The organism is Jeotgalicoccus marinus DSM 19772 (assembly GCF_000425825.1).
GTDB classification, from domain to species: Bacteria; Bacillota; Bacilli; order Staphylococcales; family Salinicoccaceae; genus Jeotgalicoccus; species Jeotgalicoccus marinus.
In genome coordinates, this window is record NZ_AUEE01000003.1 from 130,103 (window position 1) to 143,097 (window position 12,995).

The window sequence follows — 12,995 nt, forward strand, 5'->3', positions numbered from 1 at the left end:
CTTACCACGTCTCTATATCATCACGTACGCTGTATTCTTGTTTTTTACCGTGTCGCTGTTCTAAATTCTCTTCAATATCTTTTAAAGTCACACTATTTTGATTTAGCAGAACTAAGAAGTGATACAATAGATCGCTAGATTCATCAATGAGCTCTTTTTTGTCTTGGTTTTTAGCAGCGATGACGACTTCCGTCATTTCTTCACCACATTTTTTGAGGATTTTATCTAGTCCCTCTTCCATTAAATACTTGGTATACGAACCTTCTTCTGGTTGTGCCATTTTTTTCTGAACAGTTTTTTCTAGTGTTTGAAGGTTGAAGTAATCGTCCCCAAAGCAACTGTTTGTTCCTGTATGGCATGTAGGTCCCTTAGGATTAACTTCAATAAGTAAGGCATCACTATCACAGTCGAGCTTCATAGATACGACTGCTTGGGTATTACCGCTCGTTTCTCCTTTTTTCCACAGGCGCTGTTTTGACCTAGAATAAAACCACACAACACCCTCTGCTTTAGTCTTTTCTAATGCCGTTTCATTCATAAAGCCATTCATTAACACTTGTTTTGTCTCACTATCCTGTAGAATTACAGAAAGCAGTCGATCATTTTTAGAGAAATCTGCCTGCATTAAATCTCCACCTCTATGCCTTCTTTTTGTAAGGATGATTTTAATTCATAAATTTCAACTTCTCCTTTGTGGAAGATGGAAGCTGCAAGTCCTGCACTTACATTTGTCTTATTAAACACATCGATAAAATCTTGGATGCTTCCAGCACCACCACTGGCAGTAACTGGAATGCTCACTGCTTCTGCTGATTTACTCAAGAAGTCATAGTCAAATCCTTGTTTCACACCATCGTGATCCATACTCGTGATTAACAGTTCACCTGCACCGAGTGATTCACATTGTTTCACCCAGTCTAAAGCATCGATATCTGCACGTTTCTTACCACCGTGTGTGAGGACGTAATACTTATCTTCTGTATCATCGCATTCTGTATCAATCGCCACAACGATCTTGTCACTACCAAATTTCTTAGAAGCTTCTGTAACGAAAGCTGGATTGGCTACAGCTGCTGAGTTTATGCTCACTTTATCTGCACCAGCTTCAAATAATTGTTCGATATCTTCAACAGATTGGATGCCGCCACCTATTGTGAGTGGGATTGTTAGGTCCTTAGCTGTCTCCCTAATCAGATCAAGTAATAAATCATGACCTTCTTCAGTTTTTGAAATATCTAGAAATACTAATTCATCGGCACCACTTTGATTATACTTATCTGCTAAATCCTTTGGATTACCGATATCTTCTAAATCTACGAAGTTAACACCTTTCACTACTCTACCGTCTTTTACATCTAAGCATGGAATAATCTTTTTCTTTGTCATGTAATGTCCTCCCAAAATTCATCTTTGTGACTCGCTTTACCTACAATCGCTTCGGTAATACCTAGTGATTCTAGACGATCTAAATCACGCTTATCTCTCACACCGCCACTTGCAACAACTTTGTGCTTAGTTAGATGATTAATTCTTTCAGTGTTCAGAAAATTAGGTCCAAGCCCCATACCGTCCTTATTAATATCGGTATATATGACACCCGCAAGTTCAAGGTTTTCAATTTGCTTTAGATATTCATCAATCGTAATTCCTGAGTTTTCAGTCCAACCGTTGATATAGATATCATTCTCTCTCGCATCAACACCGACAAAGATTTTCCTGGGAAATTTTAATGTAATATCCTTCAACCACGGAATATCCACAATGGCTCTAGTCCCTAAAATAAAGTAGTCTACCCCCATTTCGTGGTATTTTTCAATCATTTCTAATGAACGAAGTCCACCGCCAATTTCCAAAGGTTTGGAGGATAAAGATCTCAGATGGCTCACTAGATTCGATTCCTTAGATTCTTGATGGAGGGCACCCATCAAGTCGACAATATGAATCCGAGAAACCGAATCAAAGCTTTGGTAGAACCGAAGTGCCTCTTCTGGCGTTCTTTTCATAGCTGTTTTTTTATCGTAATCACCTTGTGATAGCCTGACATTATTGCCATCAATCAGGTCGATTGCAGGTACAATATTCATAGTGACAGTCCTTTCTTATTCGATGACGCCTTTAGATGATGGAATTCCGGAATTCGTTGGTGACAATGCAATTTTTAAACTGCGTGCAAATGCTTTAAATATTGCTTCTATTTCATGGTGTGAGTTACCTCGCTTAAGTAAATCAATGTGCAGTGTCATACGACTATTCATCGCTACTGCATTGAAGAATTCCTCAACGAGCTCAGTATCAAAGTCTCCGGTTTTTTCTCTTGAAAATTCCGCTCTGAAACTCAAGAATGGTCGTCCTGATAAGTCGAGCACAACGCGTGCCAGTGATTCATCCATTGGTAAATACATGGATCCATATCTAAGGTAACTCTGTTGATCTACGTATATTTCTCTAATCAATTGTCCTAAGACAATACCAATATCTTCTACAGTGTGGTGGGCATCAATATGGAGGTCACCTTCTGCTTTTACGTTCAGGTATATTTCTGAGTGAAAGCTAAACAGGGCCAACATGTGGTCAAAGAAACCTACGCCTGTATTGATATTAGATTCCTTGAAATCCCTTTTTGGATCCATAACAATTTCAAGCTTTGTTTCTTTTGTATCTCTCACTTTTTTATATTCAGTCATTCGCTTCACCCCACTTAGTGATCAGGGCTCTAAGTTCGTCTACAGCTGTCTCGTCGACAATTGAGAACCTCGCCACATTGGATAGTTGTTGGTCCTCTTCATATACTCGACCTTTAAAGCCATTTTCAAGTAAATAGTTGTATAAGTCTTTTGCCTTATCACCATATACAAAGACAAAATTCGTATGTGATGGTTTAATTCTGACGTGTCGACGCACGATTTCAAAGCTATCGACCAATTTTTGATGAAGTTCTTTTTGATAGTTAAACCATTCATCTAGTTTCTCTTCGTCATTTAAGAGTGCATTGGCTAAGACTAGAGAAAGACTATTCAAGGGATAAGGATGATTAATCTTGGTGATTTTATCGAAAGCTTCTCCTTTTGCAATGGCGATACCGATTCTTAGGCCGGCAAGACCGTACACTTTACTAAGCGTTCTTAAGATGATGACGTGGTCGCCTGTTGGCAATTCTCGATCCAAAGCAAACTCTCCGTACGCCTCATCTATAACAAGGTAACCTCCAACAGCCTTCATCGCATCGGCTAACTGTTTCATCGCATAAGATGGTAATAGGACGCCTGTTGGATTATGAGGATTTGATATAAAGAAGACGGATGGTTTTTTATCTTGTATTGCCCTAACTGCCGCATCAAAATCAAAAGAAAAATCTCCTCTTGAAGCGACTGAGTAAAATCGAATACCCACTTGATTTGTATAGACTTGGTACATAAAGAAGTCCGGCTTAAAGGACATCACACCACTCTGACCAAGTGTCATTACAATTTTTTGAATCCATTCATCTGAGCCATTTGCAACTTCGATTTGATTCCTATTAAATCTATTTCTTTTAGCATAAAGTGTCTTAAATTTTTCAAGTTCTTCCTCTGAATATGTTTCAATATTTGCTTGTTCAACCGCCTTATTAATCATGTCTTTTGTTAGCGGTGATTTTGGGGATGTGTTTCTATCCATACTGATCATGCGCTCACTCCATTCTAATATTCAAAGATTCTCCGTGTGCGAATAGCCCTTCTTTGTCAGCCAACAACTTAGCAGGTTGACTAATCTCATCATAAGTCTCTTTCTTTAAATTAATAATGGCATGACTAGTCAGACAGTCATTGACATTGAGACCATGACTAAAGCGACCTGTTCTGTTCGTTGGAAGCACATGGGATGGGCCTGCGGCATAATCACCGATTGCTTCTGGTGAATATTGCCCGATAAACACCGCACCTGCGTAAGAAATTTCACTTGCAATGGACTTAGCATCTTGATGCTGGATCGATACGTGTTCCGGTGCAATATAGTCGATAACTTGTTTTAAATTTTCTCTAGTATCGACAATTTGCCAGTGATTATTTTTAAGAGAGCCTTTAATTACATCTGCTCTTTCTTGTTCGTCTACCAAGCGATTCACTTCAGCTTCTACACCTTCGATCACTGACTCACTTTCAGCGATGAGGAAGGTACGTGCATTAACGTCATGTTCTGCTTGAGCAAAAATATCATAAGCAATTGCAGTATAGTCTGCACTCTCATCCACATAGAGTAGAATCTCACTAGGTCCAGCAACCATATCAATCCCGACATCACCAAACAATAATTTTTTTGCAAGTGCTACATACTTATTCCCTGGCCCGACAATCTTATCCACTTTTGGAATAGATTTTGTACCATAAGCTAAAGCAGCAATCGCCTGAGCACCACCGATACGGTATACATCTTTTACACCAGCGACATATAAGGCTCCAAAAGTAATGTTGTTATCAGAGAAAGTTGGCGTTACAACGGCGATATTACTTACCCCTGCAACCATGGCAGGTACTGCTGTCATCAGTACACTGGATGGGTAAAGTGCGGTACCACCTGGAATGTAAATACCGATACTTTCTATCGGTTTGTAGACATAAGAGAATTCATCGCCTTCGACATCCTTATATTTAATTGACGCCTGATATTCACTAATTCGGTCTTTGATAGATATCAGGGCATTCTTTTCTTCTTCAGTTAAAGCATCAAAACTATTCTTTAAGCTCTCTTCTGGCACTTTAAAATCTTCTATTTCCACACCGTCAAAAGCTTTCGTATATTTCTTTAGTGCTTCATCTTTATTTATTTTTACATCGTTGATAATATCTAGAACCGACTTCAAGCTGTCACTATCATCTTGTGTCGATGTAGAAAAACGTTCTATAAACTGCTCGGCATTCATTCAATCACTCCAATTTCGCTTAAAAATTCATAGATGTCATCCTCTTTGGTATAAAAGGTTTGCTTATTCGCAATCAATCTTGCTTGAACATCTAATATCTTTTGATATTCAATTAAACCGTTATCTCTTAAAGTACTCCCTGTCTGTACAATATCCACTATCCCATCTGCTAGGCCCAGTATTGGAGCCAGTTCGACTGAGCCATTTAAATGAATGAGAGATACCGCCTGTTGTTCATCATTAAAGAATTTTCGTGCAATATTAATATACTTCGAGGCAATCGTCTCAAAACGTTCTATATTCGGTGGTCCAGCTAAGGCAAAATGGCATTGCCCGAAGGGAAGTTCAGATACGTTTAAATAAGAAAATGCATCCTCTTCTAAAGTATCTGATCCAACGATGCCAATATCTGCGACACTACGTTCAACGTAAACAGGAACATCTGGCCCTTTAGCAAAAATGAATCGCACATTTCCGGATGTAGTATATAAAGTCCGAGATTTTTCTTTTAATACTCCGCTGTATTTATCTAAATTTTTTTCTTCTAAATATTTTATGAAATCATCAAATAGTCGACCTTTTGATAATGCTACCGTAATCATAACAAGCCTCCATCAGAAAGATTTAAGCCTATTCCAAAGGCACTGCTGTTGTATTGTCCACCACTGAGTACAGGTGAGTTCGCATTGAGGAAAGCTTGGAAGTACAAACCATTGTAATATTTTTGAGGTGACCGAAATGATAGATCTAAAATAAATTTCATTTCTTTATTTTGAGATTTAATAACGTCTTTTACTCTCTCAATTAACTGCATTATCTCAGTGTCGCCGAAAAGATGTTGAATCATTCCATATTGTTCACTCACCTTAGCACTTATAATCTTGTATAAATCATGGTCAGTACCAAGCACCCGTCTCAACTCTGAAATATTTTTACTGTAGACGAGTGTGCGGATATTTTCACTGAGTTTGTATTTGTAGACAAACAAATCCAAAAGCTGATCGTTGTTGATTACAAAAGTCTTAATCGTATCTTCTGTACTATTTTCTACAAACTGAATATGCATCAGTAAAGTATTGATAATGTCTTGATTTCCGACCTTATATATTTCGACACCGGCCTGGTAGAAAGATTCATGTTCCCTTACAACCGGGCCAAAATAACCAAACTTGGTTTCATTTGAATAGTAATTGTTATTGAAATTAAGTAAAGTTCTCGTCCAATCACTGCGTATCGCGTACATTGTGCTATCTCGTTCAAACACGATACTCGTCGGATGATGATTTTTATCGTCTATATAAAAAGGTTCAATCATATTCATATCGACTAAGGTAAAACCTGAGCGGTCCAATAAGTCTAAGTACGTTGTACCCAATGCAGTTCGTTTTAGTATTAACTGATTTGCTGACATGCATATTCTCCTTTACTACTTTAGCGTGATAAAGAAATCTGATAAATTACATACTAACAAAGAACAGAAATAAGTACAACGATTTTCTTTAGCTCTTTAGTATGTTAAAGTGGGATATATGAAAATACGGGAGTTGATTACATGCAAATAGATAAGTTAAAAGGTCAGGAGCTTGATGATTTGTTCGACGGTATCTTATCTCTTGAGTCAAAAGAAGACTGTTATAAATTCTTTGATGATATTTGCACGTCTAATGAACTTGTCTCGCTTAAACAACGTTTTCAAGTGGCAAAGCTCATTAATGAAGGAATGACATATTCAAAAATTCAAGAAAAAACGGGAGCATCTAGCGCGACAGTATCGCGTGTGAAACGCTGTATAGATTATGGTAGTGGTGGATATATCACCGTTTTAAGTAAAATGGAGTAACGCTATGCGTTACTCCATTAGTTCTTCTTATTTACTTATAATTAATCTTCATCATCACGTTCTGTATCTAGAATTTCAAGTGAATCTGCATCAATTGTATATTCGTAAATTTCATTTTCATACAGTAAGTCAATGTCATATTCAGCCTTACCATCATCCATTGAAAGTGTCCATTCTGAAATATCTCCGCCGCCTGCATCAGAACTTGCGACTTCAAAAGCTTCGTCAATTGAACTAACGCTAGAGTAATCTAGAATTTCTTCTTCATCGTCATCACCTTCTGAATCAGTTCTAACGTCGACGACTTCCTCTGTCTCTTGATTAATCGTTACTTCAGCTTCTTCATCTGCACTTCTTAGGTCTATTTTATACACCCAGTCTCCTCTATCTTGATCGAGCTGAACTTCGTGCAGATTACCATCGAATTCACCCTGTGCAATTTCAATAGCATCTTCAGGACTTAAATTTACATCGTCAATGGCGATTGCTTCACTGCTATTCCCTGATGAATCACTGGAAGACTCTTCTGAGCCGGAGTTATCATCGTTTGAATCATCATCTGTTTGATTATCACCTTGAGTATCTTCCACAGGTTCTGCAGGTGTACCTGCATCGTCTGCATCTTCTTCAGAACCTCCATCACTATTACAAGCAGCTAAAGCTAATGTTGTTGCTAATGCTAGTCCAAAAATCTTCGTTTTCACCCTCGTTCCTCCTTATTCTATCTATTAATCTTTTAACCAATAATGATTCACTACAAACATGTACGGGAAATCATTTATCATTTACATGCTTATCGATATAATAGAGGTATTAATATTTGAAAAGGCTTAGGGGTGTTTAGATTGACAAATATCGATAACGACAACCAGGATTACAAGGCGCACTATTTTCAACTTTTAGCCGAGAAGTTTAATTCTGAAGAAAAAGTGGCAACTGAGATTATAAATCTTGAATCTATAATGGAATTGCCAAAGGGTACTGAGCACTTTGTCAGTGATTTACATGGTGAGTTTCAAGCTTTCCAACACGTATTAAGAAATGGTTCGGGTAATGTCAAAGTTAAAATTGACGATTTATTTAAAGACCAACTGACAACGAACGAGTTAAATGAACTTGCAGCTGTCGTCTACTATCCTGAAGAAAAGCTTCAATTAGTAAAGAATGAATTTACCAATAAGGATGAATTAAATCATTGGTATAAAACTAAGGTTGAGCAATTAATTGAGTTGGTTGCTTACTCTTCTTCAAAATATACACGTTCAAAACTTAGAAAGGCCTTACCACCACAGTTCGCTTATATCATTGAGGAACTTTTATATAAGAAAGATGAAAATGATAATAAGAAACAATACTATAATAGTATTCTTAGTGAAGTAATCGGTTTAGGTCAAGCGGATAAATTAATCACTGGACTCGCTTTTAGTGTTCAAAGATTAGTTGTCGATCACCTTCATGTTGTTGGCGATATTTATGATAGAGGGCCAGAACCTGACAAGATTATGGATACGCTTATCGATTATCACTCTGTTGATATTCAATGGGGGAACCACGATGTTTTATGGATTGGTGCCTATGCCGGCTCCAAAGTGTGTCTTGCCAACATTATTCGTATCTGCGCTAGATACAATAACTTAGATATTATTGAAGATGCTTACGGTATAAATTTACGCCCTTTATTTACTTTAGCTGATAAGTACTATGGAGATAACAAGGCATTTAGACCGAAGAAAACAACTGGTAAAACATTGGATGAAGCTGAACAGTTACAGATGACCAAGGTTCAACAAGCTATTGCGATGATCCAATTTAAACTAGAGGCACCCATTATCAAGCGCCGTCCTAATTTTGAAATGGATGACCGTCTAGTACTGGAAAACATCAATTACGACACACTTGAATACACAGTTAATGGTAATATATATCCTTTAGAAAATACTTGTTTCTCTACGATTGATCCGAATAATCCTACAGCTTTAACTGAAGATGAAGAAGATGTGATGAATACTTTACTCATCAGTGTGCAACAATCCGAGAAACTAAAACGTCATATGAGTTTCATGATGAAGAAAGGAAACTTATACCTACGTTATAACGGCAATCTATTAATTCACGGCTGTATTCCTGTAGACGAAGATAGCAATATGGAAGGTATGGAAATCGACGGTAAAACATACTATGGCCGCGAACTTCTAGATCAGTTTGAGTACTACTTACGCTACTCATTTACGCACTTAGATGACACTGATGATCTAGCCACTGACCTTGTATGGTACTTATGGAATGGTAAAAAATCTTCTCTATTTGGAAAACGTGCCATGACTACATTTGAGAGATATTTTGTAAATGATAAACCCGCTCAAAAAGAAGAGAAGAACCCATACTATTACCTTAGAGAAAAAGCCGAGTCTGCACGTATCTTCTTAGAAGAGTTCGATTTAGATCCTGATGAAGGTCATATCATCAACGGACATACGCCTGTGAAAGAAAAAGAAGGTGAGAACCCGATTAAAGCGGATGGTAAGTTTATAGTTATCGACGGTGGTTTCTCTAAAGCGTATCAATCCACAACAGGCATTGCCGGCTACACCTTGTTATATAATTCATATGGTATGCAACTTGTTGCCCACCAAGAGTTTAACTCTAAAGATAATGTACTAAATAATGAATCCGATGTACTTGCTGTTAGAAGGATTGTCGATGAAGAAGTAGAGCGTAAAAAAGTTCGGGATACGAAAACTGGTAAACGCTTGAATTACGAAATTAATATGCTGAAAGAATTAATGAAACAGAGATATCTTAACTAGAAGATAGAAACAAAATTTAAGACAAGCTGGAGTTTTTGTTAGATGATGTAATAGAGCGTAAAAATGGAAGGTGATAATATGAACAGCATCCCAGAATATAATTTACATGATGGTTACAAAATTCCAGCCATTGGATTTGGAACGGTATACCTTAACGGGAAGCAAGGTGCTAAAGATATAGAAGCTGCCATAAATAATGGTTACCGGTTATTAGACACTGCAATCCGTTATAGAAACGAAGGGGCTGTTGGAGAAGCTATCAGAAATACTGATGTTTCTAGAGAAGAAATATACGTGACATCTAAGCTTCGTGGTGGTTTATATGATTATGACACTGCATTAGAATCTATTGAAGAATCCTTGTTTAGAACAGGTTTGAATTATATTGACTTATTCTTATTGCACTGGCCAAATCCTAAACAAGACAAGTATGTGGAAGCTTGGAAGGCATTAATTCAAGCTCAAAAAAATGGATACGTTAGATCAATCGGTGTGTCTAACTTTGAACCAGAGCATATTGACCGTCTAGTCAATGAAACTGGTGTGAAACCTGTTATCAATCAAATAGAACTTCACCCCTGCTTTATTCAAGAAAAGGTCCGTAAATATAATAAGGATAACGACATTATAACGGAAGCATGGAGTCCTTTATCACGTGCACAATCAGTAATTAATGATCCGCTTTTGCAAAAACTAGCAAAAGAAAAAGAAAAAGACGTCGGGCAAATTATTTTACGTTGGCATTACCAACATGGTGTCTTACCAGTACCACGTTCATCCAAACCAGAACGTCAGATAAGTAACTTAAACATCTTTGATTTTGAACTCTCTGAAGACGAGATGCATGCGATCGATCGTTTAGACCGCCTTGATGGACGTATCAACGACCAAGACCCAAATGAATATGAAGAATTCTAAAAAAAGCTGGCTCCCTAGGGAGTCAGCTTTTTTAATCTATCAGATTATTTTCTTGTAAGAATTCTTCTGCCACGTCATATGGTGCTTCGTCATCTACTGTTACCCGATAGTTCATATCTTGCATTTCCTCATCTGTAATCATGCCAGACAATTGATTTAATGGATCAATAATTTCAGAATGTTCATCTAAAAATTCTTGCTTAAAGAGTGGCGCACCTTGATATGGGGGAAATACTTGTTTGTTATCTTCCAATATAACCATATCGTACTGACGTAATTCTGCATCAGTTGCATAAGCATCCATTAAGTTAATCTCACCATTTTCAATTGCTTGGTATCTCAATTGTGGCTCCATAGTAATGACATCATTAAAGTTTAGGTCATAAGCTTCTTGAATTGCCGGGTAACCGTCTTCAACTCGGTCATTAAACTCCATAGTAAAGCCAGGTCTTATTTCATCTTCTATACTTTTTAAATCTTCGATTGTGGTTAAATTATTTTCTTCAGCAAAATCTCTTTTTACTGCTAGAGTGTAAGTGTTGTTAAACATCATAGGTTCGAGCATGGTCATATCAAATTCCGAATCTAATGCAGTGTTCGCCTGGTTGTATACCACTTCTACATCATTCGATTCTGGAGCTTCTTTTACAAGCTCTCCTAAGACTGTACCTGTAAACTCTAGGTAACCATCTATATCGTCAGATCTTAAGGCATTGAACAAGAATGAAGTTTGCCCTAAACCATCTTCAACATTCACTGTATAATCGGTTTCTTCTTCAATTAATATCTTATACATATTCGTTATAATCGCAGGCTCTGAGCCTAATTTACCTGCAATAGTAATCTCGCCATCTCTATTCGTTAATAGTGGTGCTAAGGTAACTGCTAAAATAATGACAAATATTGTACCCACTGTAATCATGGCACGTTTATAGGATAAGTTTTGTATGATTCTTAAACCGATATCAAAAATAATTGCTAACAGTGCTGCAGGTATCGCACCGATTAGAATAAGATCTGTGTTATTACGATTAATACCGAGTAGTATTAAATCACCTAAACCACCTGCACCAATTAAAGCTGCTAAGGTTGCCGTACCAATAATTAACACCATTGCTGTTCTAATACCTGCCATAATAATTGGCATAGCAATCGGTATTTCCACTTTTAATAGTCGTCTTACCGGTTTCATACCGATACCTTCAGCCGCTTCCACTAAAGACTCATCTACTTCATTAATACCTGTATAAGTATTTCTTAATACGGGCAGTAAGGCGTATATTACAAGTGCGATAATTGCCGGTACTTCACCGATACCAAATAAGGGTATCATCAAGCCTAATAGTGCTAATGACGGTATAGTCTGCATTACTGCAGCGATATTTATAACGATCTCAGCAATTCGGTCCGTCTTGGTTAAAAGTATGCCAAGTGGTACCCCAATAAGTACCGCAATTAAGAGGGCAATAAATGAAATCTGTATGTGCTCGATTAGTGTTTGTAAAAGCTCACCACGTCTCGACGATAAAGTCTCTAGAAATGTATTCATTTAACTTCACCACTTTTCCGGGCGAGATGTTGAAACACATCAGAACGCGTTAATAGTTTAGGACCGTCCTCAACTTCAACTATAACTTCATCCTGTTCAGTGAGTGCTGTAAAAACATCGTGAAGTGATTTATCTTGTGAAATATAGACGCCCTGATGTTCATTACTAATTACTGCTTTATTTAATACTAAATCGCCTGCTTTAATATCATCAAAAGGTTCACTTTGACCACCTATAAAGGTTCTAACAAAGTCACTTTTTGGCGTCTGAATAAACTCATTTGGCGTACCAATTTGTTCAACTGCCCCTTCATTGAACAAACATAAACGGTCTGCAAGCTTGAATGCTTCAGATATATCATGCGTAACAAAGATAATGGTCTTTTTGATTTTCTCTTGTAGTTCAATTAGATCGTTCTGAAATTTTTCTCTAGTTATAGGGTCTAGTGCACTGAAAGGCTCATCCATTAAAATCACTGGAGGATCAGCAGCCAGTGCTCGAAGCACACCGATTCTTTGTTGTTGACCACCCGACAGTTCAGTCGGCTTCCTATCTCTATAAACCTCAGGGTCTAAGCCGACCATCTCTAATAATTCATCGATTCTATTTTTAATTTTTTCGTCAGACCATTTTTCCATCTGTGGGACTTGTGCAATATTTTCTGCGATTGTCATATGCGGAAAAAGCGCAATTTGTTGTAGTACATATCCCATGTCTCTACGCATTTCATAAACTTCGTAATCGCTAATTGGGTTGTCTTTAAAATATATGTATCCTTCACTCAGAGGAATTAGCCGATTAATCATTTTAAGTGTTGTCGTCTTACCACTTCCTGATGGGCCAATTAAAACAAAAAATTCTCCTTCATTTATATAAAAACTGACGTTATTCACAGCGATTTTATCACCATAACGCTTTGACACATTTTTAAATTCAATCATGACACAAAGCTCCTTTATAATTTCATATATGTTATAGATA

General features: G+C 37.3%; 14 protein-coding genes. 3 read left to right on the plus strand and 11 right to left on the minus strand.

Annotation, left to right across the window (positions count from 1 at the left end):
- Nucleotide 1: 1 nt before the first annotated feature.
- Genes hisIE through H624_RS0100805 form a run of 8 tightly spaced genes read right to left on the minus strand, consistent with a single transcriptional unit; the run spans nt 2 to nt 6,311 of the window.
- Nucleotides 2-625: a bifunctional phosphoribosyl-AMP cyclohydrolase/phosphoribosyl-ATP diphosphatase HisIE gene (gene hisIE / locus H624_RS0100770; protein ID WP_026865866.1), complete on the minus strand. Its 624-nt coding sequence runs from the start codon at nt 623-625 to the stop codon at nt 2-4.
- Nucleotides 625-1,386, minus strand: a complete 762-nt coding sequence (gene hisF, locus H624_RS0100775; protein WP_026865867.1) for an imidazole glycerol phosphate synthase subunit HisF — start codon at nt 1,384-1,386, stop codon at nt 625-627. Before hisF ends, hisIE begins: the two co-directional genes overlap by 1 nt.
- Nucleotides 1,383-2,084, minus strand: coding sequence for a HisA/HisF-related TIM barrel protein (locus H624_RS0100780; protein WP_026865868.1), 702 nt, complete (start codon nt 2,082-2,084; stop codon nt 1,383-1,385). The genes hisF and H624_RS0100780 overlap by 4 nt, the downstream gene beginning before the upstream one ends.
- Before the next feature lie 15 nt (nt 2,085-2,099).
- Nucleotides 2,100-2,684 (minus strand): imidazoleglycerol-phosphate dehydratase HisB, encoded by a 585-nt coding sequence (gene hisB, locus H624_RS0100785; RefSeq protein WP_026865869.1) that lies wholly within the window; start codon nt 2,682-2,684, stop codon nt 2,100-2,102.
- Nucleotides 2,677-3,666 carry a pyridoxal phosphate-dependent aminotransferase gene (locus H624_RS11405; protein ID WP_051220428.1) on the minus strand — a complete coding sequence of 330 codons (990 nt, stop codon included), beginning with the start codon at nt 3,664-3,666 and terminating at the stop codon, nt 2,677-2,679. The genes hisB and H624_RS11405 overlap by 8 nt, the downstream gene beginning before the upstream one ends.
- A 4-nt stretch (nt 3,667-3,670) precedes the next feature.
- A complete protein-coding gene (gene hisD / locus H624_RS0100795) occupies nt 3,671-4,900 on the minus strand; it encodes a histidinol dehydrogenase (protein ID WP_026865870.1) in 1,230 nt (409 codons plus the stop codon).
- Nucleotides 4,897-5,502, minus strand: coding sequence for an ATP phosphoribosyltransferase (hisG, locus tag H624_RS0100800; RefSeq protein WP_026865871.1), 606 nt, complete (start codon nt 5,500-5,502; stop codon nt 4,897-4,899). Before hisG ends, hisD begins: the two co-directional genes overlap by 4 nt.
- On the minus strand, nt 5,499-6,311 hold the full coding sequence (locus H624_RS0100805; RefSeq protein ID WP_035855277.1) for an ATP phosphoribosyltransferase regulatory subunit: 813 nt from the start codon (nt 6,309-6,311) through the stop codon (nt 5,499-5,501). Before H624_RS0100805 ends, hisG begins: the two co-directional genes overlap by 4 nt.
- Nucleotides 6,312-6,452: 141 nt before the next feature.
- On the opposite strand from H624_RS0100805, the gene H624_RS0100810 reads away from it, so the two are divergent.
- Nucleotides 6,453-6,740, plus strand: a complete 288-nt coding sequence (locus tag H624_RS0100810; protein ID WP_026865873.1) for a YerC/YecD family TrpR-related protein — start codon at nt 6,453-6,455, stop codon at nt 6,738-6,740.
- A gap of 41 nt (nt 6,741-6,781) precedes the next feature.
- Here the strand turns inward: H624_RS0100810 and H624_RS0100815 are convergent, their stop codons facing one another.
- A complete protein-coding gene (locus H624_RS0100815; protein ID WP_026865874.1) occupies nt 6,782-7,444 on the minus strand; it encodes a PepSY domain-containing protein in 663 nt (220 codons plus the stop codon).
- Between the two features lie 141 nt (nt 7,445-7,585).
- On the opposite strand from H624_RS0100815, the gene H624_RS0100820 reads away from it, so the two are divergent.
- Both H624_RS0100820 and H624_RS0100825 read left to right on the plus strand, forming a co-directional pair.
- The gene (locus H624_RS0100820; RefSeq protein ID WP_281170719.1) at nt 7,586-9,547 is read left to right on the plus strand and encodes a fructose-1,6-bisphosphatase; all 1,962 of its coding nucleotides are present in this window, start codon (nt 7,586-7,588) and stop codon (nt 9,545-9,547) included.
- Nucleotides 9,548-9,610: 63 nt separating this feature from the next.
- Nucleotides 9,611-10,465 carry an aldo/keto reductase gene (locus H624_RS0100825; protein WP_235678839.1) on the plus strand — a complete coding sequence of 285 codons (855 nt, stop codon included), beginning with the start codon at nt 9,611-9,613 and terminating at the stop codon, nt 10,463-10,465.
- A 31-nt stretch (nt 10,466-10,496) separates the two neighbouring features.
- Here H624_RS0100825 and H624_RS0100830 read toward each other — a convergent pair whose 3' ends face one another.
- Both H624_RS0100830 and H624_RS0100835 read right to left on the minus strand, forming a co-directional pair.
- Nucleotides 10,497-12,014, minus strand: a complete 1,518-nt coding sequence (locus H624_RS0100830; protein ID WP_026865877.1) for an ABC transporter permease/substrate-binding protein — start codon at nt 12,012-12,014, stop codon at nt 10,497-10,499.
- Nucleotides 12,011-12,955 (minus strand): ABC transporter ATP-binding protein, encoded by a 945-nt coding sequence (locus tag H624_RS0100835; RefSeq protein WP_026865878.1) that lies wholly within the window; start codon nt 12,953-12,955, stop codon nt 12,011-12,013. Before H624_RS0100835 ends, H624_RS0100830 begins: the two co-directional genes overlap by 4 nt.
- Between the last annotated feature and the right edge of the window lie 40 nt (nt 12,956-12,995).